Here is a 24,972-nt window from a genome sequence, read left to right as displayed (position 1 = left end):
GGTGACATCAGCGAACGAAATAATTCATCGTCATCCATAAATTATAATTTCCCCTCACTCCCACAAATCCGGATCTTCTCCACCACCACATCATGCATAGCCTGTTTGCCCGGAGTGATGTATTTGCGTGGATCGTTAGCGTCTGGATGCTCGGTGAAGTAGCTTTTAACCGCGTCGGCAAAGGCGATTTTCAGATCGGTTGCGACGTTCACTTTACAAATTCCAAGCCCTATCGCTTCACGCACCATATGCTCCGGAATTCCCGATGCGCCATGCAGCACCAGTGGGACATCCACAACGTTGCGCACTTCGGCTAGGCGGGCAAAATCTAAGTGAGGTTCTCCGTGATACAGACCGTGCGCCGAACCAATCGCAACAGCCAATGAATCAATTCCGGTTCGTTCTACAAATTCACGCGCTGAGGCAGGATCGGTAAAAAAGCTGTCTGCACTATCAACATTAAGATCGTCCTCTTGCCCACCGAGACGCCCTAACTCAGCTTCCACGCTAACATCATAGCGCTGACACAAACGCACCACTTCAGCTACGGTTCGAATGTTCTCTTCGAATGCATAATGCGATCCGTCGATCATCACAGAACGCACGCCCGCCATAACCTTAGTGCGAATATCTTCCAGATCTTCGTGATGATCCAGATGCAATGCCAAAGGCAAATCATGTAAATGGGCTGCCTCTTGGCAGATAGAAACCAGATAGTCGGTTCCCGCATAGGTGAAAGTACCCGGAGTGCCCGCTAAGATAACGGGTGACTTTAACGCAGCCGCGGTTTCTACCACCACCTGCACCGTTTCCAGATTGTGGACGTTAAAAGCCGGTACGGCGTAACCTTCGCGCTGAGCCTTTTTGAGCATTTCCCGGTTTGAAATTAGGTACATAAAATAGGCTCCTTAAATGCCGTCTAAGCTGACGGAATTATTCTGTTGTTGGTTACACTTCTGCTCTTCATGCCATAGGCTGGTAACGCCTCGCCGCCCACATTCCAATGCCATATCGCGGAAATCTTGAGAATTCATGCCTTCACGCTCTAGCATCATTTCGGCGGCAAGCTGCATATTTGTGCCGGTGATCACTTGGTAATCAGGATGTTGTTTTGCAATAACCGCCGCCTGTCGAAACGGCGAACCACCGAGCAAGTCACTCAAAATCACCACGCCTTCCCCGCTATCGCAGGCCGCACAGGCTTGCTCTAACAAAATCATCAACTCACTGGTGCTGACTCCTTCAGGGAAATCTACTGCGCAGCATTGCGATTGCTCACCGACCACTTGTTCAACGCCCTGTAGCAGGCCGCTTGCAAAGCGGCCATGCCCAGTAATAACGAGACCTAGCATTACGCCCCCTTAAAGGAATCCAACGAATTTACCGACAACGCCAAACAACACCGTTAAACCAATCAGTTTCACCGGCGAGAAACCACGCTTCATCAGCCAAAACACCAGCAGCGTGAAACACAGCGGCAGTAAATTCGGCATCAGCTTATCTAACACGTCTTTTTGCAGTGCGACGCTGGCTTTACCGGCATGCATAACCAACGGTGTCGATAGGTGAACGTACGACGCCACCAGCGCCCCGATCACCGTCATACCGACAATAGAAGCGGCATGAGATATCTTTTTGGTGTGTGTCTTAAGCAGCGCCAGCGCACTGGTTCCGGCATGGTATCCGTAGTGCGCCAGCCCAAAACGCAGGCCAAAGTGAACAATGTTAAACATCAGCAGAAAAACGATCGGCCCAAACAAACTACCTTGAAGCGCCAACGAAGCACCGATACCCGCACAGATTGGCAGCAGCGTGAGCCAAAACAGCGCATCACCAATGCCACCTAACGGGCCCATCAGCGCCACTTTAACCGCTCGGATGGTAGAGACTTTCTCTTTACTCCCCTCCATCGCCAGCACAAGGCCAGAAAGGAAAGTGACGTCGAACGGATGCACATTAATAAACTCCATGTGCATTTTCATTGAGTTAGCCAGATCCTGTGGATTCTTATGGATCTTGCGCAGGCCTGGGATCAGGGTGTAAAGCCAGCCACCTGCCTGCATACGTTCATAGTTGAACGAGGCCTGCAAGAGCAAAGAACGCCATGCCATACGGTTAAGATCTTGCTTGGTCAGCGCCTCCGCTGGCGTGCTGTCGATATAGTCATCCTGCTCGACCTGACTGGTTGCCAAAGCCTGCGCCATGCGCTGCTCGGCTTTTGCCGCCATTGCGGCTTCATTATCATTAAATCCCATCTTCCATCTCCTGAACGTTGGCCGAAGAAGCTGGCGCGTTAGAGTCGCCTTCTTGTTCATTGCGTGAACGGTTAAAGAAGTCGATCAACGCGATGGCAAAAGCGCCCAAAGCAACGGCGATAATCGGCATATTGAGGAATGTCACGGAAATAAAACCGAGAATGAAATAGGCCACATAGGTCTTTTTCATCATGATTTTCATCAGCAGCGAGAAACCAATCGCGGGCATCATGCCACCAGCCACGGCGAGGCCATCCAGCAGCCAGATCGGCGCTTTCTGTACCATCACGCTGGCAGCGTCGGCGCCGAAATACACCGGCAAAAACGCCACAATGAAGTAAAAGCAGAACAGAATGGTGATACCGAGATAGTTCACCCGTTCAATACCGCGCCAGTTCAGCGCCTGCACCATCTTGTCGCACTTATGCATCATTGGAGAAAACGCGGTAAATAACAGCGTGATACAACCTTGAACCGCTATTGCGAAAGGAACCGCGACGCCAATGGCCACTTTAGGATCGGCATGAGTCAGAATGGCAAATGCGGTACCGACCACTCCACCGATCACCACGTTCGGCGGCTGAGCCCCAGCCAGAGGCACCATCCCCATCCATACCAGTTCCAGCGATCCGCCCACCAACAATCCGGTTTGCACATCCCCAAGGATCAGCCCAACCAGTGGGCCAATAACCACCGGACGATGGAAGTGAGTCAGACCATCAAACAGGTCTACCCCCGCCAGCCCGGCTAACAAGCCAATCAATAACGCATCTGTAAACATGGTTTACTCCCGTTATGCTAAGAGTTTGGCAATAGATTCACCGGACTCATCCGGCACGCGCCGAACTTCACAGGTGACCCCCAGCTTCTCCAATTCGCGAAACGCCGCCGTATCGCTATCGTTCACCGATACCGTTTTATGAATTTGGCGTTTGCCCTCGGCAAAGTGCATATTTCCTACGTTGACGAAGCTTATGGGTACACCCCCCTTCACCAACGTCAGCACGTCCTGCGGGGTTTTACATACGATGAAAATTTTCTGTCGGTCAGCGGCTTTATGGATAACCTCGATGGTTTTTTCCAACGTGAAATAGCGAGTCTGTACACCGTCAGCGACCACCATATCCATCAGGTTTTGCTGCACGGGATCGGCAGCCGCGTCGTCATTGGCCACTAAAACCAAATTAGCGCCCAGTGAGCTGGTCCAAGTCACACCAACCTGACCATGAACTAAACGGTTATCTATGCGAGTCATTAAAATATTTGGGGTCGACATGCTCCACTCCTGACTTATTATTTTGCTGAGTGATTCTTTAAAGAATTAGCAGCGATGGAATGAACTGCGGTGAACGGATAGATTTCCACCCCTTTCACCACGCGATTGACCTCCCCTGTCGGGCACGGATTATCCGGCGTCATGCCAAGTGCCAAAGACGTTTCAAACGCCAACATCTGTAAATACATCAGGTACGGAAACAGCAACCAGATATCATCCAGATCGCTGTTAAATACGGTGTCAGAGATCCCCGGCGTACCGCTTAGCGCCACAATTTTCTTGGCAAGATTGTCATGCCGCAGTTCGCGCAGCAGGTCTGCATCATAGCGGTGGCAATAGACCTCAGAAGACATCATCAGCAACACCAGCGTATCGCCATCAACCATGAATTTCGGCCCGTGACGAACGCCCATCGATGAGTCATAGCGCGTTGCAATACGCCCCGCGGTCAGCTCCAGCATCTTAAGCGCCGCTTCTTCGGCGATACCGGTAAAACAGCGGCTGCCGAGAACCATCACTCGCTTGAATCCACTGCCAGCCAGCACTTTCACCTGCTGCTGCCAGTGTTGCTGCTCGCTGATGCACAGCGCGGCCATTTGTTGTAATGACGGCGCGCTTTGCTCTAGCGTTAACGGCCCTAATAGCAGAATGGTCGCCAGCGTCATGCAGCTAAAACTGGAAGTCATGGCGAAACTTTGGTCGTGTGAGCCTTGAGGCATGATCAACGAGCAGACGTTGCTACGCCCTTCGGCATAGCGCGCCAGCGCGCCATCTGGATTGCAGGTCAGCATCAGGTGGTGGCAGTGCGGCAATATTTGATCGGCTAAACGCACCGCGGCCACGCTTTCAGGGCTATTTCCCGAACGACCATAGGAAACCAGCAAGGTTGGGCGCTCAGGATCAAGATATTGCAACGGCGACGGCACAATATCGGTGGAGCCATAAGCCACTACGTCCAAGCCGCACTGTTCACGCAACCACGGTGCAACAGCACGTCCGGCAAAAGCAGAAGAACCCGCGCCGCATAGCACGATCTGTAGATCAGGATTTGCCAACAAGGGCTGCAAAAACGGCTGCCAATACGCTTTCGCCTGAGTCAATTCATCGTGCAGCTGTTGCCATAGACGCGGCTGCTGGTCGATTTCACGGGCGGTATGCAATGCATGATGGTCTTGCAGCCAAGCTTCAGAATAGGAAAACAGCTCGCTCATGCTAGGGCTCCTTGCGGCTGGGATGGGGTGATTTCAGCATCGGGTTCGCAGGCGACGGCATAGCTCAAAAGCACCCGCTGGATTTTATCCAGCACCCATTGCTGTGGATCTGTACCTAATGTTCCTGCGTTTAATGCCTGTGCCTGCTCAGGCAAATACTGACTCAGCAGCGCCATCGGCACCGGATGGTGACGTAAATTATTGATAAGAAGATCAACTGCCTGCTGTACCTGCGGATGTGGCCAGTAATAGCGCACGCGGTCACTCAGACTGTATTGACGATCGATATACTGTTGATGCGCAGAACCATGGTAATAGCGACTCCACTGCTGTGGCTGCTCGCGCATGACCTGTTCAAGCGTATCGCGCAGATGTGCCGCCTTCAGTTCACCGTTCCATTCGCGATCGATACGATCCAAGGCAAATAACGCTTCGCGCAGGGCAAAGGTTAGTGCCGGCCCTACCTTCAAGATCGCAAAGTGATCGCGTACCAGCTCACAATAAGCCTGCGGCGTTTGATAATCGGTTGAGTGCGCTTCGTAAACCATGTTGGATTGCGACTCAATAAACTGGCTCAGAGCGCGCGCTTTTTCTGGCTGATAATGCACGACGCTATGATGATCGAACTCCACGCCTGGCTGTACGACCAGCGCGATCACTCTCTCCCACACGCTTTCCAGTCCTGCATTTCGCCAAGCCTGCTGGTGAATCTCTAACGTGGTCGCCGCCGCCTGTGGCGTGGTTACCTGCATCCCTTCCATATCCTCTTGCGCACCGCCTGGCACCGGAACTTCAGTACCAATTACATAGACCGGACGCTCGCCGCCAGCCTGCTGCCACGCCTTTTCTGCCACCGCACACAGACGCGCTGCGCGAGTTGCCACGTCAGTATCACTGAGGGGAACAGGATCGCCATGGCATGACATTGAGCAGTCAAGATGGATCTTACGAAAACCGGCGCTAACGTAATCGTGGATCAGCGTTTCTGCTAACTGCATGGCTTCATCTGCACTGCGATCTTGCCACGCGTTGGGACCGAGATGGTCCCCGCCAAGCCAAACCCGATCGCGGGATAAACCAATGCGGTCGGCCTGAGCCCAAACGGCGTCACGAAACTGCGCTGGCGTCATGCCAGTGTAGCCACCAAACTGATTGACCTGATTCGATGTGGCTTCAATCAACACGGCTGAATGGCGCGTTTTTGCCAACATTAAGGCACTTTCTAACACCCACGGATGGGCGGAACAGACCGAATAGATCCCCACCGCCTCGCCCGATTTATGGCGACGGATAAGCTGTAATAAAGGCTGCATGTTTTCTCCATGCAGGCATTGCGACTCGACCCCGTTACGTTGAAACCACGGTTATGGCTCTACATAATCGGGTGACAAATCAGTCATCGGCGATAATCACATCCACGCCGAGTTCAGTTAATGCCCGCTTGTAGTTGTCGGGGATCCGGCTATCAGTGATAAGCCGATGGATCTGTCCGGCCTCACGGATCATGCAGAAGCTTTTGCGGCCAAATTTACTGGAGTCGACCACGGCGATAATTTCATGTGCCACCTCGCACATCACACGATTAAGGTGTGCTTCGCCGGTGTTTGGCGTGGTTATCCCTGCTTCCAGATCAAAACCATCGACGCCAAGAAATAAGGTATCAAAGCGATATTGACGCAATTGCTGTTCTGCGGCCGGACCATAGAGCGAATAGGAGTTCTGACGAACGCTCCCGCCCAACACCATCACATCTATCCGTTCAAACCCCGCCAGTTCATAGGCGATGTTCAACGCGTTGGTCATAACAACCAGATCGCGCCGCGTTTTGAGGTGCGGAGTGATCTGGGTTGTCGTCGATCCAGAATCCAAAATCAGCGTGTCACCGTCTTTCACGAACTCGGCCGCTTTGGCCGCGATACGCGATTTAACGTCGCGGTTCATTCGCCCCTTATCTTGCAAAGGCCGATCAAACGCGAATTGCTGGTTTAGCATCGCACCGCCGTAAGAGCGCAGCGCACAGCCTTTTTGTTCCAGATAACGCAGGTCGTTACGAATGGTGACGCTAGATACCCCAAAACGCATGCTCAACGGCTCAACGCGTACGCTGCCTTCATGGCACAGCAGGTCAATGATCTGTTCGCGGCGTTTTACGGTGTCTAATATCATTTCCGTGACTCCTCGGAGTGTGGGTGTTTAAGCAAAGAAGCTTTCGCTCTCTTTCGACTGCATTACAGCAAAGGGAGTGAAGTGAAATTGTGATCGCGATTACAGCCTACTTTTTCAGCAAAATAGGCCCAAAAACCTTTCAATTTAAAATACAGTGAAAGCAATATAGCGAAATGAGAGAAATGAAAATCTGTGAGTTGATTGGCTTTCTAGCGCCCCTCAGAGGCAAAAACGGACTCTTAACAACGAAAGATGAAGCTTTTCATGTGAAAGCTTAAGATTTTATTTAGTGAAGTGATCATGATCACACTTCATATCATTAGCCATAAAACGGGAGCCAAACATCTGGCGTTTTCTCAGAAAAATTAAGATGGGTAGTAACAGGTAAATGAAAAAAGAAGTGCCATCACGCACAGTAAAACGCGCCCCTGTGCTACCGCCGAACACGTCTGCGCGGAAATATGCTCAACAACGCCCCGTCAGATTTAATCACGCTAATTCAATGAGATAATCCTTCTTACCCTCTCTGTGACCTGCTTTGAAAATTTAAAACGCTATTTCAGTTACAATGGCTACCTCAACGCTCTCACTGGACAGCACCATGTGGAAGATTCGCGCGCTCGAATTGAATAATCAGGAAATGTGGAACTGGCAGCAAGCGACAACGATTGCCGATTACGCACATGAACAAGGGTTTACCACGCTGGTCGTTGGGCAAGCAGAATTGTTGGATAAACTGGTGATGCCGGAGGGATATACGCCTCATCATTTCAACGATCGGTTGAGCAGCCAGCAACGCGCACGCTGTATCTATCTCAATAGGCTGGCGCAATACTGTCAGCAACTTGGCCTGACGTTTTATCTGCAGGCTAAAGAGATTTCATTTCCGGTGGAAATTTTACTGTGCCACCCACACCTGTTCGACGTTCGCGGAAACTTTCATTTTGACGGCGCATTTTGGAGCCAATATTTAGCCGCAAAGTTAGAGCTTGTCGTCCAACAAATTCCGGCCATGACGGGAATTTTACTCGCCATCTCTAACACAGATAGCCTCCTGCCAATATCTGAACCTTATGGTCAGGCGATAAATGCGCCTCACATCACCACGCCTCCTCGCCGTCAGGAAGAAAGCCTTGATCTTTATCATCGTTTATTTTCTGCCGCTGCGGAGGTAATGAAGCAGCAAGACAAACATTTGGTATTACGCGTTTTTCCAGCCAGTAATAGCGATGTAGAGAATGTGCTCAGCGCGATCAAGCCCCTATCTGAGTCAGTATCTGTCTCAATCAAATTAACACCTGAACGTTTCTGGCCCGAGTTTCCCAATAACCCCGCCTTGTTAGACGTTACCGAGCGCGATGTGTGGGTTGAAATCGATCTTGTCGGCGAGGAAGTCGGCTGGGGAAATTTTCCCTTCATGCGCGTAGAGGAGATTCAGGGACGCCTGTTGTGGTGCCAAGCGAAAAACCCTAGCATCAGCGGCGCACTATGTAAGATCAGCTGGGAGGGCATGGATAATCACTGGATTTTAGGGTGCATTAGCGAAATTAACCTGTTTTCCTGTACGCATTTTTTGATGCCAGATGCTCATGCTAACAATGAAATTACCCTGCTAGCCCGCTGGTTGCAGCAGCGCTATCAATGGGCCCCTGCAATGGAAGTGCTTGAACAACTGCATAATCTACTAGAGCGAGCGCATCAGGCTTTATCCGGCGCAATTTACGCTCGACGCCATGTATTTCATCGACATAGTTTACTGCCAGAAAGCTATGGGCAAGCGATGTGGAGCCTGTATGGACAGTTAAACCGTAACCATTGGCTGCCCGGTTCAGAACGCGATATTCAATTTATCGCTGAAGCCAAGGAGATGAGCGCCAATAATCTCTTTTTGCTGGCTCAGGAAAAGGATCGGTCGTATCAGTTAGCGATCGAGCTACAGCGTGAAGCACTCACGTTTTCTCGACGAACCGATATTCCAGCAGAACTTAAACGTCGCTGGGAACAAGAATGGCAGGGTTTTGCGCTCTACTGTCGGACTTTTGTTCATGCGCAAAAAGCCTTTTTTACCCTTCACTACTGTAAACAGGTAGAAAATACGTGGAGCCTGCGTGAGATTTGCCAAACCAATATTCAGGCACTCTACGGCACGGCGTATGAGATGGAGGATTTTTGCCTGCAGCACCGAGATTTTCCGGTTTCGATGCACGTTATGTTTGATGCCGAGCGAGCGAGGGCTTTAGCCAGCAGTCTCACTGAAGAGTTGAGTCAATTAATGCAGTAACGGCTTGGTATTTCAGTTCCCCCGACAACATCGGGGGAACAGGTTGAAAAGCTATTTTACAGAATTAGCCTTTACGCACGCGAGCGGCCAAACCTTTCAAGAAATAACGCAGTAGCTGATCGCCACATTCACGATAATGCTTGTGACCATCGGCACGGAAAATAGCGCTGAGTTCAGATTCAGTGACCGCAAAATCCTGAGATTTTAGAATCTCGATAATATCGACGGATTTCAGTTCAAAGGCCACACGCAGCTTTTTCAGAATGATGTTGTTAGTAATACGTCGTTCAACTTTAGGCGCAGGATACTCCTCATCCTTGCCTCGCTTGAAGAAAATCAGGCCATTCAAGAAATATCCCATGACAACATCAGGGCAAATCTTGAATCCTTCTTCCCCTTCTTTGGTTACGAAGCTCGCCATTTCCTCCAGAGTCACCTTGGTGTCTGCCAGAGCTAAAATGCTGATCATTTTTTCGTTATTCAGATTCAGCATGTAGCGAACGCTGCGTAAAACATCATTATTCATCATTACCGGGTACTTCCTCTCAGTCGATTTAGTTCGCTATCTCCACAGAACGTAAAGGAGATAAAAGCGTTAGCCCGCATTATAGAGATATTCTGCTCATCACGTTGGAGAAATCTTCATCTGCTTGATGTGAGCAATCTCACGCTTAGATTTTCAGCTCTGACTCAAGTGTGATCCAGATTGTAAATTGCCCGTCTGGCAAGACGGTTTTGTGAGGGGGCTCGCTAGCTAAGGATTTCTGCGATGACGCCGCATAGCGCTGAACCATTTCCTCATGCTGAGATATTCCTCATCTCCCACTCTTTGATTGAAGAACTGTTATGAAACTCGCTATTGCTCAATTTTCACCGGCTGCGGACGGTATAACTCGCGATACGCAAAAATTCCAGCACGCACTCGACCTTATCAGCGCCCACGGCGGAGGGACTTTATATGTCGATAGTGGGCGCTATATGTTGGGCGGCTTATTGTTAGGTTCTAACACCTGTTTGCATCTGGAGGCGGGTGCTGAGCTTATCGTCAGCGATAACTATCAGGACTTTGCTCAAGCCAGAACTCACAGTTCTGCTGAATGCTCTGACCGCGCTTTTCTCTACGCGCTAAATGCTCAGAACATTACCATCTGTGGATCTGGCAAAATTTTTGGTAGTGCGGACGCCTACTTCTCTGCAACACCCAACGAGCAAGGTTATCGGATACCACTGGAGCTGCGTCCACGTATTATTGTTTTCGAAGGATGCCAAAACGTACAACTACGCGAGTTCACCATTGAACATGCACCGATGTGGACAATTCATCTGGTGAGCTGTAATAACGTAAAAATCAGCGAACTCACAGTACAAAACGATTTGACGATGGCGAATACCGATGCACTCGACATCGACAGCTGCCAGTTAGTACATATCACTAATAGCCTGTTTAGCGCCGCCGACGATGCGATTTGTTTGAAAACCACACGAAAACCTGCGTTTTTACAGCAGCCAGCGCAGCAAATTGTTATCTCGAACTGCACGTTGCAATCCAAAAGCTGTGCATTAAAAATTGGCACCGAGACTTTCGCCGATATTGAAGACGTGAGCGTCTCTAACTGCACTATTTATCAATCAAACCGTGGTATCGGTATTATCTCTCGCGACGGCGGCCATCTGCGACGCATGCAGTTCAGCCACATCATGTTTACCTGTCAAACCGCACACCCTTGCCACTGGGGAAAAGCCGATCCGTTGTTCGTTTCCGTTCGTCATCGTGATCCCGCAATTACGCCGGGAAAAATAGAGTGGATAAGTTTCTCCCATCTTTCGGGGATCAGCGAAGGGGCAATTAACTTACACAGCACGCCTGCTGGCATGGTTAGCCATATTCGCATTGACCACTTACAACTTGAACAACGGCAAACAGATTCTCCCGAGCAAGGGCTATACGATGTACGCCCTCCCTGCAATCCACTACGCCCAACGGGAATGGGATTAGATAATGCCTACTGCCTCGATCCTGACACACAGCGGGCTTTTGGTGTCGAGTCCTATCCGCACGGTATGCCCGTCATCTATGCCGTTGGTGTAGAAGATTTAACGCTAGAGCAACTGTCAGTACAACGACCAGATCCGCTTCCTGAGGGATGGAATAGTGAACATATTGAGTTGGTGGAGGAGTGAGGGGCTTCAATTATCACGTTTTATCCTATGGGATTGCTGTGAAATGTTTCGTTCACTGATGTCACCGTTGTGTAATATTCCGCCCGCCTGTCGTTTATGAGGCTGCGGTGAAATGTTTCGTTCGCCGGTCAGCAAATGTGTTTCCATGGCACCGCTGGCGAAGGCGACCGATGAGAGCCCCGTTGCACGGGGGCTCTCATCGGTCGCTTTTATCCGAGACGCCATCTCCGCTCCGGTTTGGTATCGCCCATCCAGGGCGCCTGCACAGTGTTCATGTAGGTTCCGGTGCATTAGGCGTACGAAACCATAACCGCCCTCATGCAGATTTCAGCGCTCAAGCGGCTCCTCCACCACCATCCCAAATACCGTGTGTCTATTCTGTTCATGCCATAAACTCGTCGCCTGCTCTCGAGTCAGTTCCAACGCTGAATCGCGGAACTCTGCTGCCGTCAGCATGCCTCTCTGGGGAAAAAGTTGAACCATCGCCCCTACGCCAATGCCAACGACAACTTCACATTTTGGATGTTTATGGCTCATCAGCGCCGCGCTACGAAAAGGTGCAGCACCTAAAATATCAGTGATAAACACCACGCCATCTCCACTATCGGCAGCATGTAGCGCATCGCACATCATACGACTTAGCATATTGGTGCTTAGCCATTCGGTATATTCAACGCTGACACATTGCTCCGGAACGCTGCCGAGCAAATGCTTCAGTGATTTTAATGTGCCGCTAGCAAAGCCAGTATGTCCAGCCAAGACAATCCCTAACATAGGCGCTCTTCCCCTTGCATTTGCGGCATCCTGCCGCCTACCGAGATCTGAAATGATTACCTCAATGAATTATTTTAAAAAATCCCACTCAGAATAATCACATCTTTAATAGGGTTTATCAGGAAATAGCGCAGACCGCAGCAAACATAATAAATAGCGATACAGGATTGTGAGATGAGGCAGAAATGATGATATTTAAGACAGCGTGTCTGAATAATTCCGCACGATATGGTGCAAAAAAAAAGCCTCTGTGAAGTACAGAGGCTCATTGATTAGGTGCGTAAACCGCGTCCGCGCTCGATTAAATACCACGCTAGCAGATAGAACACCACGATAAACGCCAGCAACACCACAAAGGTAAATACCAACGGAACATCGTTAATACCGAGGAAACCAAAACGGAACCCACTGATCATATAAACGATAGGATTTAGTTTCGATACGGCCTGCCAAAACGGTGGCAGAAGCGTTAACGAATAAAATACCCCACCCAAGTAGGTTAACGGTGTTAACACAAAAGTCGGTACTAAGCTGATGTCGTCAAAAGTCTTTGCAAATACCGCGTTCAGCAACCCGCCCAGAGAAAATAAAATAGCGGTACACAGCAAGGTTGCAGCGACAATGGCCCAGTTGTGCACATGGAAAGGGACAAAGAATAGCGACACCAATGTCACCAGAATCCCCACGCATACCCCGCGTGCCACGCCACCGCCCACAAAACCTGCGATAATCACATGCGTTGGTACCGGAGCCACCAGCAATTCTTCGATATTGCGTTGGAACTTAGCGCTGAAAAACGATGAAGCCACGTTCGCGTAAGAGTTGGTAATGACTGACATCATAATCAACCCCGGCACAATAAACTGCATGTAATCGAAGCCGTGCATTTCACCAATGCGGGAACCTATCAGATTGCCGAAAATGATGAAATACAGCGTCATGGTGATCACCGGCGGCACCAGCGTTTGAATCCAGATACGAGCGAAGCGATGTACTTCTTTGGTCCAGATACTTTTTAGCGCAACCCAATAGAGTGCATTCATGCCTTCTTCTCCGTATTCACCTGGGGCTTTTCATCGTGATCGTGTACTAAGGTCACAAACAGCTCCTCCAATCGATTAGCCTTATTACGCATGCTGAGTACCTGCACTCCCTGCGCACTCAACTGGCTAAATACGCCATTTAGGCCTTGCTCACGGAGAACCTCAACCTCTAACGTTGAAGTATCACGCAGTTGGCTTTTATACCCTTCCAGTTTAGGAATTGGGCTTTTTGGAGCTAGGTCAAGGATGAAAGTTTCCGATTTCAGCTTCGAAAGCAGCTCTTTCATTGACGTATTCTCGACCAACTCACCATTCTGGATTATGCCGATATTGCGGCACAGCATTTCAGCTTCTTCCAGATAGTGGGTTGTCAGAATAATCGTCGTACCCTGCGCGTTCAGCTCTTTGAGGAATCCCCACATAGAGCGACGCAGCTCGATATCAACGCCCGCCGTTGGCTCATCAAGGATGAGCAGTTTTGGTTCATGCATTAACGCACGAGCGATCATCAAACGGCGTTTCATGCCGCCAGAAAGCATGCGAGCACGTTCGTCACGCTTGCCCCAGAGGTCAAGTTGCTTGAGATATTTTTCAGCGCGCAGCAGTGCTTCAGAGTGTGTCACGCCATAATAACCCGCCTGATGCACCACAATTTGCATCACGGTTTCAAACGGGTTGAAGTTAAATTCCTGAGGAACCAAACCGAGCTGTCGTTTAGCGTTAACGATGTCATGATCAATGTCATAACCAAACACATTGACCTTGCCGGAGGATTTATTCACCAATGAACTGATAATGCCAATGGTGGTCGATTTCCCTGCGCCATTTGGGCCGAGCAGAGCATAAAAATCCCCTGCCTCAACCGTGAGGTCAATACCGCGCAGCGCTTGCACACCACCGGCATAAGTTTTGGTGAGCTGCGAGAGTTCCAGTGCGTATGTCATGATGATTAGCGTACCTTTGCGCCTGAGCTATCAGGCTATTTTGGAACGGAACCGAGATAGTCTTGATGGATACCGTCAATAATCGGGATGTGAACATTTAACGAAGATTGTCTATTTTACATAGCCATAACAGCATTAGCTACCAATCTTATCGTCACCGTCATGAGAAATAGTCATCGCCATATTCAGCCACATTTACCTCCGGTAAGATAGCGCTTATCACCCTGCGGCCCACGGAAGTTTACATGTCACCCACGATTTGGTTAGTCGAAGATGAGTCAAGTATTGCCGATACGCTTATCTATACCCTAGAAAGCGAAGGCTTTACGGTATGCTGGTTCGAACGTGGTCTGCCGGTGCTGGAAATGATGACAGAGAAAAAACCAGATTTGGTCATTTTAGACGTGGGCTTACCCGATATTAACGGCTTCGAACTTTGCCGAAAGATCCTGACGCAATCCCCCGATCTGCCGGTACTGTTTCTGACTGCTCGCAACGATGAGGTCGACCGTCTTATCGGATTAGAGATCGGGGCAGATGATTACGTTGCCAAGCCTTTCTCTCCACGAGAAGTGTGTGCCAGAGTGCGGACTATTTTACGCCGCTCCCTCAAACAAAATCGCTTGCTAAACACGCCCTCATCCGCCGTGTCTATCGGGCCATTTATGTTAGATGAAGCATGCGCGAGCATTAGCTACCACCAGCAGCCATTGACGTTAACCCGATATGAATTCTTGCTGTTAAAAACGTTGCTTCTCGCTCCGGGGCGTGTTTTTTCTCGCGAACAGTTGATGGATATTGTTTGGACGCATGCCGAAGAGAGCTTGGAGCGTACCGTCGATACCCATATCAAAACATTACGCGCTAAGCTGCGAGCGGTGAATAGTGAGGGCAACGCAATTCAGACTCATAGAGGCTTAGGTTATAGCTTAGGCTACGCATCATGAGGATTGGCCTACAGCTATTGCTGGGTTACTTCATCATCGTGGCCGTCGCCGGTTTTTTCGTATTGGATATTTTTGTCCAAGAGGTCAAACCTGGGGTGCGACGAGCCGTTGAGGGAACGCTCAATGACACTGCCAGCCTGTTGGCACAGTTTGCTCATCATGATTTAGTCAACGGCACCTATCACGATGGAGTTCTCATAGATAGCTCGCTACAACGCGCATTTCAGCGAGTCAATAGCAAACCCATTGGGGCAAATATTGCTGGCATCCGCAAGAATCATAACGAATACCGTGTCTATCTAACCGATGCTAACGGCAAAGTGGTATTTGATTCGAATGGCGAAGCTCTGGGACAAGACTATTCACGATGGAATGACGTTTGGCTCACTCTGCGAGGGAGCTACGGCGCCCGTAGTACGCTAATGGATCCTAACAATCCTGAAAGTTCCGTGATGTATGTTGCCGCCCCTATTTACGACGGTGACCGCATTATCGGCGTGCTAAGTGTGGGTAAACCCAACTTAGCATTAGCGCCCGTGATCCAGCGCAGCGAGCACCGTATTTTGGTCGCTGGCGCCGCGCTTTTAGGGATCGCATTACTGGTGGGATTATTTTTTGTCTGGTGGATAAACCGCTCTATTGGACGACTGGTGAAGTACGCCACGTTGGTTTCGGAAGGCCATCCTGTGACGCTGCCGAAAATGAATAGCACAGAACTACGTCGCCTCGCTGAAGCTCTCGAACATATGCGTATTCGTCTAGAAGGGAAAAACTACGTTGAACAGTATGTCCACACCCTGACCCATGAGCTGAAAAGCCCGCTCGCTGCCATCCGCGGTGCGGCCGAGATTTTACAAGAGCAGCCTCCTGTCGAGGTGGCTCAACGATTTACCCTGAATATTCAGCAACAAAGTCAACGAATTCAGTTATTGATCGACAAAATGCTTACCCTGGCAAAAATAGAAAGTCGGGTCGACGCAGAGTTAGAAAGCCTCAACATCGCGCCCCTGTTGCTGCAAATAATGACTGCGCATGAAGCACAGGCGAGACAAACGCAGATAACACTGCAATTCTCACAGCTGGAAAATTGCACGATGCATGTAGACCCATGGCTGCTGACACAGGCCATTGAGAACTTACTGGCTAATGCCTTAGATTTTACACCGCCGGGAGGCACTATTACGCTGATAGGCAAACAGAACCTCGATGTTTATTGCGTGATTTTAATCGACGATGGCGCGGGTATTCCCGATTATGCGCTACCGCATATTTTCGATCGATTCTATTCCCTGCCACGCACCAGTGGTCAAAAGAGCAGTGGGCTGGGGCTGTCTTTTGTGCTGGAGGTGGCGAGATTACATCAAGGTGAAATCATATTAGCTAACCGCTCGCCTCAGGGCGTTGAAGCACAGTTATTGCTGCCTATTAAATAAATTCCAGCGACTTCACCGTCCCTTCACATAGCTCCATTCACACTTCACGCGACGGGCTTATTTTCTTCTCAACCGTTGAAGGAGAAAGCTATGTTCAAATCTGTACTGTTATATAAAGTACTTACCGTCGTTGGCTGTATGCTGTTGATGTTCATCCCTATAAAGCAGTTAATCAACATTGTGCATGAGCGTGAAGAATACCAAGAACAGGTTATCGATCAGGTGGCCGATAGCACCAGTCGCGAACAACGCGTTCTTGGGCCGGTCATTGTCATCCCCTATGCCTTAACTTCCACAGAAATCAATAATGGGGAACGCCACAGCATAACCAAGGAATACTTTAGTTATGAACTGCCACAACAGCTGAATATTGATGGCGAGCCTCAGGTTGAAATCCGCAAAGTCGGCTTATATCAAACCCAGATTTATCACAGCGACCTACGCTTTAGCGCTAACTTTAAAAAGATCGATACCAGCCAATTCGTTTCTGGCGATAACGTCAGTCTTAGCGTTGGTAAACCTTATTTAGTGGTGATGCTGAGCGACGCTCGAGGTATTCGCCAAATATCGTCATTGAAGGCTAACGCAACAGAAATCGCCTTTGAGCCCGGCGTTCAAGGCGATCAACAAGGGCAAGGGATGCATGCAGACATTCCCCTCGAATTACTCACCGATGGCGCTCTAAAAATAGACTTCACCTTTAAGATGAGCGGTAGCCGCTCGCTGGAAGTCGTTCCATTGGGACGAACAACCGAAATGACCTTACGCAGTAACTGGCCACATCCAAGCTTCTTAGGCCGTTTTTTACCCGATACTCACAACATAACAGCTAAGGGCTTTAGCGCGAGTTGGCATAGTAACTGGTACGCGAATAATCTCAATCACGAGTTCCAAGTGGCTGGCGAACGAATGCCGTTCAACAATATCCCCGCCTTTCGCGTGGGTTTAGTCGAGCCGGTCGATCATTACCAGCTAACCGAGCGCTCGATCAAATACGCCATCTTGTTTATTGGGTTAACGTTTGGCGCATTTTTCATGTTCGAAATGCTCACCATGCTCCGCCTACACCCGATTCAATACCTCTTGGTGGGTGCCGCGTTATCGATGTTCTATTTTATTTTGCTAGCTTTCGCCGAGCGGATAGGCTTTACATTGGCCTATTTAATCGCCAGCCTTTCCTGTTCGGCTTTAATTGGCTTTTATCTTAGTGCGGTACTGCAAGGCTGGATACGCGGAGTGTTATTCAGCATAGGGCTCCTTGTGCTGTATGGCGTACTTTACATGCTGCTACATTCAGAAGATAACTCGCTGATGCTCGGATCCGTGCTGTTGTTTAGCATCCTAGCCATCATTATGTCACTGACGCGCCGTTTCGATTGGCATCGCGTGACCTCAACATCGTCCCCTCAGAAACAGTCGCAGGAGCATGAAACACCGTCCTCGGACGAAAACGGTGCTCAGGAAGAGAATGTTTCTAGAAAATCATTTAGGCTTTGGAAATAGGGCAAGAATGGCGACGCTACTTAGCTAGCGTCGCGTGTCCATACAACATTTTATTGAGTTAGATCACTGCTCCGATTTCAAAACTGTGATGTTTAGCCTATATTAACCCTCGCAAACCGCATGTTACAGACGATTAACCTCAATGAAAGAAATCGAAAAACTTATTGCGAATAACCACGCATGGTCAGATACCGTGAGTCAGGAAGATCCTGAATTCTTTGGTCGCCTCGCCAAATCACAGCGTCCACGCTTCCTGTGGATTGGTTGTTCTGATAGCCGAGTACCGGCTGAACAGTTAACGGGATTGGAAGCCGGTGAACTTTTTGTGCACCGTAACGTTGCCAATCTGGTTATCCATACTGACTTGAATTGCCTATCGGTTGTTCAATACGCCGTCGACGTATTACAGGTTGAGCATATTATTATCTGTGGCCATTTGGGCTGCGGCGGGATCGAAGCTGCTGTTGAAAACCCTGAACTTGGGTTGATCAATAACTGGCTGCTGCATATCCGCGACCTGTGGTACAAACACAGCTCTCTTCTCGGTGAACTACCGCCAGAAAAGCGTTTAGATACGTTGTGCGAGCTAAACGTCGTCGAACAAGTCTATAACCTTGGTCATTCCACTATCATGCAGTCGGCATGGAAACGTGGACAAAAAGTGATGATCCACGGTTGGGTTTACGGGCTACAGGATGGACGTCTGCGCGATTTAGATATCACGACCACCAGCCGAGAAACACTGGAACTGCGCTATCGTAACGCAATGTCGACCCTGCTACAGCAAGGCTAAATAAGGTTGTTGCAGCAACACAGCCACTGACTATCCTAAACCAATATCAGTGGCTATATTTTATTACCTTTCATTTCATAAGTGAATTTAGCGCTAACGTAAAGAAGAAACCAAACGAAAAAACAGTGCGTCAACGCCTTCTCGCAGTGCCAACTCAACGAGTCTTTGTCGCAGTAGTAATGACATCTCTACACAAATCTCTTCCCACATTTTTGTCGCAAGCTCCCCATCGCAAGAGCGACGCTGATAGCGAGATTCTGTTACCTGACGACCACGCAGTGCCTGCTTAACCTCGTTAGGAAAACTGTCGATATGATATTCAATGGTTTTTCCATCGCGCTTACGCCTTATCCACGCCAATTTTCTCGCATGTAAATGCAGCCCTTGAGGCGTAGTCGGTAAATGCGCTATCTCGGTGAGTTGCTTCGCAGTGAACCATTCCAATTCCATCATCTATTCCTCTCTAAGGAATACTCCTTATCCTTATTAATAAAAATAGCTGTAACAGAAATTAGTAATAACATCTTTTCTTAATATTTTTAATTTAAGAATGGTTTATAGAAAATTTAAGTTAAGAATGACTCTATTGAACATACAAAAATAAGATTAATTACAACAAAGCATTTATTAAATGAATTTATTTAAAGGGATAAACATCGAGTTTTATTTTTATTTGTAATTAACACTAAATCTACTTTTAATTTATTCTTAATATTGATAGATTTCGCGCCCGAGCAGCAACAGAAAAATAACATTCAAGGAAAGATAGGAAAGCAGAGAACGCTGATATTTTTTTGATTGCATTATTGAGTAGATGCCTACGTCTACTAACCACGCAATGGAAGGCCCAATGGTCAACACGCACATTTTGAGGTGATTATGAGCCTATACCGTTCCTCTCTCTTTTCAGTTTTCGCAATTGCAGTAACGCTTTCCAGCTATGTAAAAGCAAGTGATGGCGTCATCCATTTTATGGGCGCAATTGTTGATGATGCCTGTAATGTGACAAACACAGAGTCAAGTATTCAAACTCGCTGCTATAGAAATGGAAAAGTGATAACTCAGACTGCTCCCATCAATCAAACCACTTCCGAAACGGCACTGCCAAGACAAATTGGTTGGAGCAAAATTGAAACGATTAATGATAAGAGAAACTTGAAAGTACTCACCATTACCTATCGTTAAATCACTCTTCTAACAAAAACGCCGTCAAGGAGGACGGCGTTTTTTATTAATTTGAATGAACCGTCACTTATTCGTCGAGCATGACGACTTTGCCAATATAAGGCAAATGACGATAGCGCTGAGCGTAGTCAATCCCGAAGCCAACAACAAACTCATCGGGGATCGCAAAACCGACGTACTCCACCGGAACATCGACTTCTCGGCGGCTAGGCTTATCAAGCAAGGTACAGATGGCTAACGATTTTGGTCCGCGCAGAGCGAACAACTCACGCACTTTGCTCAAGGTATTACCTGAGTCGATAATATCTTCAACAATCAGAACGTCTTTACCGCGAATATCCTCATCCAGATCCTTCAGGATTTTTACGTCGCGGGTGCTGTTCATACCGTTGCCATAGCTAGAAGCAGTCATGAAATCGACTTCATGAGGGACGTCAATCTGACGACAAAGATCGGCCATAAACATAAAGGAGCCGCGCAGCAAACCAACCAGAACCATTTCACTGCCGCTGTCACGGTAATCTTCTGAAATCTGACGGCCAAGCTCAGCAATTCGCTGATGCACTTCCTGTTCAGAGATCATTACTTCAACTGTATGTTTCATCGCTTATGTACCTTTAGACCGAGTCCTGTAAATCGTTCTCTCGCCTCCACCAACGTTAAATCGCTGCGCCAAAATGCGCATCTAAGCTGCATACAAACAGACAATATTAACGATAAAAGATGTGGAGGAGCGTTTAAGGGCGCAAAGTATAGCAAGGTAATAGAGCGCCGTCATGGGCAGCGCTCTATTCATTACTCAGGTTAATAATTTTATTCAGAAATTAAAAGCGGTCGCTTTTCACGATGTGCTCGAACGGCAGCTTGCCAATTCGCGGATATGGCTGACTGGTGCCTTTACCAATCGCAATCATCAGGCAGATTTCATATTGCTCAGGCTTATTGATGATTTTTCCCACGGCATCAAAATCAAAACCGTCCATGGGACAAGAATCGTACCCTTGCGCTTTCGCCGCCAACATAAGCGTTTGGGCAAAAATACCAGCGCTACGCATGATTTCATCACGCTGCGTCTGAGGCTTTCCACGATAGTAGCTATCGACAGCAGGGATCATATATTGCTGTACAGGCTCAGCCGCATCAGCCCAGATGTTTTTCACCTGAGTTTCCCAGCTAGAGAGATCGCCACATAGCACCACCAGCATAGAAGCATCAGTGACCTGAGCCTGACCCCAAGCAGCCTCACGGATCTTTTCGCGCTGCGCACGGTCTTCAATCAGCAATGGACGCCAATGCTGAAGGTTGAAAGCGCTCGGTGCGTTCTGCAACGCAATGTTTAACAACTCTTTTTTCTCATCAAACGTCATGACATGGCTAGCATCAAACTGTTTAGTCGCACGGCGTTGTTGAATTACTTCAATCGCATTCATATTTCTAATTCCTTCCTGTTTTTATTATCGCCAAACCATTGTCATTAAATTAGACCAGTTGTCTAGTATCGCTTATGCGATGTTGAAGGTTATAGCCATTTTTATCAAGACAGGAAAAGAGAACCCAATGCCAACAGAGCGTTGGCATTGGGTATATGCCCATAGTCAGAAACGCGATAATCAAGCACAGCCTTATGAGGTGGAGAAAAACGCCACCTCATCTATCAATTAACCGTGGTTAATCATCACATGTCTAACAACGGTGTAATCTTCCAGACCAAACATCGACATGTCTTTACCGTAGCCAGACAGTTTTTGTCCACCGTGAGGCATTTCGCTGACTAACATAAAGTGAGTATTCACCCATGTGCAACCGTACTGTAAGCGCGCACTCATACGATGGGCACGTCCCACGTCACGAGTCCAAACCGAAGAGGCTAAGCCATAATTGGAATCATTCGCCCATCCCAGAACCTGAGCTTCATCATCAAATGGCGTGATGGTGATTACCGGTCCAAAGACCTCTTTTTGGACAATTTCATCATCCTGCTTCGCCCCTGCTAGCACCGTAGGCTGGAAATAAAACCCTGGACCATTAACGCGAGAACCCCCAGTCGCTACCGTGATATGCGGAAGTGCCTTTGCGCGCTCAACAAAACCTTCAACGCGCTGCAGATGTTGTTCGGTAATCAGCGGCCCTAATTCGGTGCTTTCATCACCCGGATTTCCCATATCAAGCGTGGAAACTGTTTGCGCTAGCGCGTCCACAACCCGCTGATAGATGGATTTCTGAACGTACAGACGGCAGGCCGCGGTACAATCCTGACCCGCGTTGTAAAAGCCGAAAATACGAATACCCTCAACCACTTTCTCAACGTCGGCATCGTCGAATACGATAACCGGAGCCTTACCGCCTAATTCCATATGAGTACGTTTGATCGTGGATGCGGTATGCCCAATAATATGGGCGCCTGTACCGATAGAGCCGGTCAGCGATACCATGCGAACCTTTGGATGCCCTGTCAGCACATCACCCACGTCTTTACCTAAACCGAATAACACGTTAACCACACCGGCTGGGAAAAGATCGGCTAGCGTTTGGCTGAGATGAAACGCCGTCAACGGAGTCTGCTCTGAAGGTTTTAGAACCACGGTATTCCCCGCCGCTAACGCGGGGGCTAATTTCCATGCCGCCATCATTAATGGATAGTTCCACGGCGCGATCGACGCGATCACCCCAACAGGATCGCGACGGATCATGGACGTGTGATCTGGCAAGTACTCACCGGCGACTGGACCGCTCAAACAGCGGGTCGCACCGGCGAAGAAGCGGAAAACGTCTGCAATCGCTGGAATTTCATCTTCTAGCACGCGTTGATAAGGTTTCCCGCAGTTTTGCGATTCCAGACGCGCTAACACTTCGCCTTGTTCTTCAATCACGTCGGCGACCTGTAGCAGCAGCGCCGCACGATCTTTGGGCGTGGTTTGCCCCCATTCGATGAAGGCTTTGTCTGCGGCGTTTACCGCTTCCTCAACTTGCGCAGCACTTGCCTGCGCAATATGTGCGATCACCTCCCCCGTAGCGGGATTGTACACAGGCAGTGCAGAACCTTGACCTTCGACCAAACGCCCGTTAATCAGCAGTTGTGTATGCATTGTTTTATCCTTCAGTAAGAGAGGCGGCAGCGCTTTGCTGCCTATTGTTATTGCTTTCCTATTTGGAACGACTTCTAGGATGCTGTAGTTCCAAATAATTCGAATCGGGTTTAAGCACAGAGAAAGAACCGGTAGTGAAAGAACCGATTGTTACTTCCCTGCCCCCTCCACATCTTCCGAACCTTTCGTCAGGTAGTACGCCCCTAGGATCGGAATCGCGGTCAAGCACATCACGCATAGCGCCACAACGTTGGTCACCGGCACGTCACGTGGACGATTGAGCTGGTTGAGCAGCCACAGCGGCAGCGTGCGTTCATGTCCTGCAGTGAACGTGGTCACAATGATTTCATCAAACGACAGCGCGAATGCCAGCATGCCTCCTGCCAGCATGGCTGAAGCCAAGCTAGGTAACATAACGTGGCGGAAGGTTTGCCAGCCGTCCGCACCGAGATCCATTGAGGCTTCAATAAGGCTATGTGACGTGCGACGAAAGCGGGCGATGACGTTGTTAAACACGATCACCACGCAAAACGTGGCATGGCCAATAACAATGGTCATCACCCCCGGCTCCATGTTTAACGTTTTGAAAGCAGACAGCAGCGCAATACCGGTGACAATACCCGGCAAGGCAATCGGTAACAGAATCAGAAAACTGATGGTTTGCTTACCAAAGAACTCTCGGCGATAGAGTGCAGCCGCCGCAAGCGTGCCAAGGATCAGAGCAATAGTGGTCGCCATCGCCGCGATTTGTACCGAAAGCCACAGGGCATCCCAAACATCCTGACGCCCAGCGGCAACCTCAAACCAGTGCAGCGTGAAACCTTTTGGCGGGAAGCTAAACGCCGAATCTTCGGTGTTGAACGCATAGGCCGCGATAATGAGGATGGGAAAGTGTAAAAATACCAACCCACCCCACGCGGCGATTTTGAGCCCCCACGGTGCAGCATTGAGATCAGAGCGCATCGAAAGCCCCCAAACGTTTCACGATGGTTAAATAGATGGCGATCAGCACGATAGGCACCAGCGTAAATGCAGCAGCCATCGGCATATTGCCAATCGCCCCTTGCTGGGCATACACCATACTGCCGATGAAATAGCCAGGAGGCCCCACCAGCTGAGGCACGATAAAATCCCCCAACGTCAGTGAGAACGTGAAGATAGAACCGGCAGCAATCCCCGGAATAGCCAGCGGGAGGACAATGTGACGGAAGGTTTGCGCCGGATGCGCCCCGAGATCGGCAGAAGCCTGAAGCAGCGTGGGAGGCAAACGTTCTAATGCAGCCTGAATCGGCAAAATCATGAACGGTAGCCAGATATAGACGAACACCATGAAGCGTCCCAGCCCTGAGGTTGAAAGCGTGCTGCCACCAATATCAGGAATGCCGAGCACCCACGCGAGCACGGGTTCCAACCCCATATAATGCAGGAACCATTGCGCAACGCCGTCTTTCGCCAACAGTAACGTCCACGCATAAACTTTGACGATATAGCTCGCCCACATCGGCATCATAATAGCGATATAGAAAAAGGCTTTACTGCGGCCACGGGTATAACGCGCCATATAGTAGGCGATCGGAAACGCTAACAGCGCGCAGGCCAGAGAAACCAAAATAGCCATCGTCAACGTACGCACAATAATGTCGTAGTTCGACGGATTAAATAGCGCTTTAATATTATCTAGCGTGAAATCCGGCGTTACCGTCATGGTGAAATCATCAAAGGTATATGCGCCCTGCCAGAGCAAGGTAAACAAAGACCCAAGATAAATAACACCAAACCATAACAACGGCGGCGTGAGTAGCAGCAGCAAATAAAGCGTCGGGCGACGATATAAAAAGGTTGAGAACCGCCGCGCAGGACGGTTACGAACTTCTAAGTAGTCCATTCCCATCTC

Annotated in this window: 25 protein-coding genes; 7 read left to right on the top strand and 18 right to left on the bottom strand. The window is 49.2% G+C overall.

All coding sequences use genetic code 11. The annotated features are described in order from the left end of the window. Positions 1–41 precede the first annotated feature (41 nt). The 8 genes from K9N75_RS04665 to agaR all read right to left on the bottom strand — a co-directional run bounded on the left by K9N75_RS04665 (position 42) and on the right by agaR (position 6,908). Positions 42–896, bottom strand: coding sequence for a tagatose bisphosphate family class II aldolase (locus tag K9N75_RS04665; RefSeq protein WP_004090757.1), 855 nt, complete (start codon positions 894–896; stop codon positions 42–44). Positions 897–908: 12 nt separating this feature from the next. Further along, on the bottom strand, positions 909–1,352 hold the full coding sequence (gene agaF / locus K9N75_RS04660; RefSeq protein ID WP_008812478.1) for a PTS galactosamine/N-acetylgalactosamine transporter subunit IIA: 444 nt from the start codon (positions 1,350–1,352) through the stop codon (positions 909–911). A gap of 9 nt (positions 1,353–1,361) precedes the next feature. Next, positions 1,362–2,255: a PTS system mannose/fructose/sorbose family transporter subunit IID gene (locus K9N75_RS04655; RefSeq protein WP_008812477.1), complete on the bottom strand. Its 894-nt coding sequence runs from the start codon at positions 2,253–2,255 to the stop codon at positions 1,362–1,364. After that, positions 2,245–3,036, bottom strand: a complete 792-nt coding sequence (gene agaW / locus K9N75_RS04650; protein WP_008812476.1) for a PTS N-acetylgalactosamine transporter subunit IIC — start codon at positions 3,034–3,036, stop codon at positions 2,245–2,247. Before agaW ends, K9N75_RS04655 begins: the two co-directional genes overlap by 11 nt. A 12-nt stretch (positions 3,037–3,048) precedes the next feature. Continuing rightward, a complete protein-coding gene (gene agaV / locus K9N75_RS04645; RefSeq protein ID WP_008812475.1) occupies positions 3,049–3,531 on the bottom strand; it encodes a PTS N-acetylgalactosamine transporter subunit IIB in 483 nt (160 codons plus the stop codon). Positions 3,532–3,548: 17 nt separating this feature from the next. Next, the gene (locus K9N75_RS04640; protein WP_008812474.1) at positions 3,549–4,742 is read right to left on the bottom strand and encodes an SIS domain-containing protein; all 1,194 of its coding nucleotides are present in this window, start codon (positions 4,740–4,742) and stop codon (positions 3,549–3,551) included. Continuing rightward, on the bottom strand, positions 4,739–6,055 hold the full coding sequence (locus K9N75_RS04635; protein ID WP_039185819.1) for a D-tagatose-bisphosphate aldolase, class II, non-catalytic subunit: 1,317 nt from the start codon (positions 6,053–6,055) through the stop codon (positions 4,739–4,741). Before K9N75_RS04635 ends, K9N75_RS04640 begins: the two co-directional genes overlap by 4 nt. Before the next feature lie 79 nt (positions 6,056–6,134). Further along, positions 6,135–6,908, bottom strand: coding sequence for a transcriptional repressor AgaR (gene agaR, locus K9N75_RS04630; RefSeq protein ID WP_004090768.1), 774 nt, complete (start codon positions 6,906–6,908; stop codon positions 6,135–6,137). Between the two features lie 601 nt (positions 6,909–7,509). On the opposite strand from agaR, the gene K9N75_RS04625 reads away from it, so the two are divergent. Continuing rightward, positions 7,510–9,189, top strand: a complete 1,680-nt coding sequence (locus K9N75_RS04625; protein WP_224452275.1) for a hypothetical protein — start codon at positions 7,510–7,512, stop codon at positions 9,187–9,189. Positions 9,190–9,253: 64 nt separating this feature from the next. On the opposite strand, the gene K9N75_RS04620 is transcribed toward K9N75_RS04625, so the two are convergent. Then, the gene (locus K9N75_RS04620; RefSeq protein WP_224452274.1) at positions 9,254–9,718 is read right to left on the bottom strand and encodes a YehS family protein; all 465 of its coding nucleotides are present in this window, start codon (positions 9,716–9,718) and stop codon (positions 9,254–9,256) included. A 317-nt stretch (positions 9,719–10,035) separates the two neighbouring features. Between K9N75_RS04620 and K9N75_RS04615 the strand changes: the two genes are divergently transcribed. After that, positions 10,036–11,370: a glycoside hydrolase family 28 protein gene (locus K9N75_RS04615; RefSeq protein WP_039185812.1), complete on the top strand. Its 1,335-nt coding sequence runs from the start codon at positions 10,036–10,038 to the stop codon at positions 11,368–11,370. A gap of 327 nt (positions 11,371–11,697) precedes the next feature. On the opposite strand, the gene K9N75_RS04610 is transcribed toward K9N75_RS04615, so the two are convergent. The 3 genes from K9N75_RS04610 to K9N75_RS04600 form a co-directional block, all read right to left on the bottom strand. Continuing rightward, on the bottom strand, positions 11,698–12,144 hold the full coding sequence (locus K9N75_RS04610; RefSeq protein ID WP_008812470.1) for a PTS sugar transporter subunit IIA: 447 nt from the start codon (positions 12,142–12,144) through the stop codon (positions 11,698–11,700). A 272-nt stretch (positions 12,145–12,416) separates the two neighbouring features. Beyond that, positions 12,417–13,187, bottom strand: coding sequence for an ABC transporter permease (locus K9N75_RS04605; RefSeq protein WP_004090783.1), 771 nt, complete (start codon positions 13,185–13,187; stop codon positions 12,417–12,419). Then, on the bottom strand, positions 13,184–14,131 hold the full coding sequence (locus K9N75_RS04600) for an ABC transporter ATP-binding protein (protein ID WP_008812469.1): 948 nt from the start codon (positions 14,129–14,131) through the stop codon (positions 13,184–13,186). The genes K9N75_RS04605 and K9N75_RS04600 overlap by 4 nt, the downstream gene beginning before the upstream one ends. A gap of 245 nt (positions 14,132–14,376) precedes the next feature. Here K9N75_RS04600 and creB point away from each other — a divergent pair, with 245 nt between their 5' ends. The 4 genes from creB (at position 14,377) to can (ending at position 18,807) form a co-directional block, all read left to right on the top strand. Further along, positions 14,377–15,078, top strand: coding sequence for a two-component system response regulator CreB (gene creB / locus K9N75_RS04595; RefSeq protein WP_008812468.1), 702 nt, complete (start codon positions 14,377–14,379; stop codon positions 15,076–15,078). After that, positions 15,075–16,511 carry a two-component system sensor histidine kinase CreC gene (gene creC / locus K9N75_RS04590; protein ID WP_130975778.1) on the top strand — a complete coding sequence of 479 codons (1,437 nt, stop codon included), beginning with the start codon at positions 15,075–15,077 and terminating at the stop codon, positions 16,509–16,511. Before creB ends, creC begins: the two co-directional genes overlap by 4 nt. A gap of 90 nt (positions 16,512–16,601) precedes the next feature. Next, on the top strand, positions 16,602–18,014 hold the full coding sequence (gene creD, locus K9N75_RS04585) for a cell envelope integrity protein CreD (protein WP_130975777.1): 1,413 nt from the start codon (positions 16,602–16,604) through the stop codon (positions 18,012–18,014). 142 nt (positions 18,015–18,156) lie between these two features. Continuing rightward, positions 18,157–18,807, top strand: coding sequence for a carbonate dehydratase (gene can, locus K9N75_RS04580; protein WP_004090792.1), 651 nt, complete (start codon positions 18,157–18,159; stop codon positions 18,805–18,807). Positions 18,808–18,900: 93 nt separating this feature from the next. Here can and K9N75_RS04575 read toward each other — a convergent pair whose 3' ends face one another. Next, positions 18,901–19,260, bottom strand: a complete 360-nt coding sequence (locus K9N75_RS04575) for a DNA-binding protein (protein WP_039185801.1) — start codon at positions 19,258–19,260, stop codon at positions 18,901–18,903. Between the two features lie 426 nt (positions 19,261–19,686). Between K9N75_RS04575 and K9N75_RS04570 the strand changes: the two genes are divergently transcribed. Then, positions 19,687–19,992, top strand: coding sequence for a YmdA family protein (locus tag K9N75_RS04570; protein ID WP_008812464.1), 306 nt, complete (start codon positions 19,687–19,689; stop codon positions 19,990–19,992). Positions 19,993–20,059: 67 nt separating this feature from the next. Here K9N75_RS04570 and hpt read toward each other — a convergent pair whose 3' ends face one another. From hpt to K9N75_RS04545, 5 genes are all read right to left on the bottom strand, one after another. Next, a complete protein-coding gene (gene hpt / locus K9N75_RS04565; protein WP_008812463.1) occupies positions 20,060–20,596 on the bottom strand; it encodes a hypoxanthine phosphoribosyltransferase in 537 nt (178 codons plus the stop codon). A 220-nt stretch (positions 20,597–20,816) separates the two neighbouring features. Then, positions 20,817–21,422 (bottom strand): nitroreductase family protein, encoded by a 606-nt coding sequence (locus K9N75_RS04560; RefSeq protein ID WP_008812462.1) that lies wholly within the window; start codon positions 21,420–21,422, stop codon positions 20,817–20,819. Positions 21,423–21,650: 228 nt separating this feature from the next. Further along, positions 21,651–23,078 carry an aminobutyraldehyde dehydrogenase gene (gene patD / locus K9N75_RS04555; protein WP_008812461.1) on the bottom strand — a complete coding sequence of 476 codons (1,428 nt, stop codon included), beginning with the start codon at positions 23,076–23,078 and terminating at the stop codon, positions 21,651–21,653. A 150-nt stretch (positions 23,079–23,228) separates the two neighbouring features. Further along, positions 23,229–24,041 (bottom strand): ABC transporter permease, encoded by an 813-nt coding sequence (locus K9N75_RS04550; RefSeq protein WP_004090800.1) that lies wholly within the window; start codon positions 24,039–24,041, stop codon positions 23,229–23,231. Beyond that, complete coding sequence (locus K9N75_RS04545) at positions 24,031–24,963, bottom strand: ABC transporter permease (RefSeq protein WP_375374052.1); 933 nt, start codon at positions 24,961–24,963, stop codon at positions 24,031–24,033. The genes K9N75_RS04550 and K9N75_RS04545 overlap by 11 nt, the downstream gene beginning before the upstream one ends. Positions 24,964–24,972: the final 9 nt, after the last annotated feature.

Origin of the sequence: Hafnia paralvei (assembly GCF_020150375.1) — a bacterium.
Classification (GTDB): Bacteria; Pseudomonadota; Gammaproteobacteria; order Enterobacterales; family Enterobacteriaceae; genus Hafnia; species Hafnia paralvei.
Note: the sequence above shows the minus strand (reverse complement) of the source record. Positions and strands in the feature narration are given on the sequence as shown.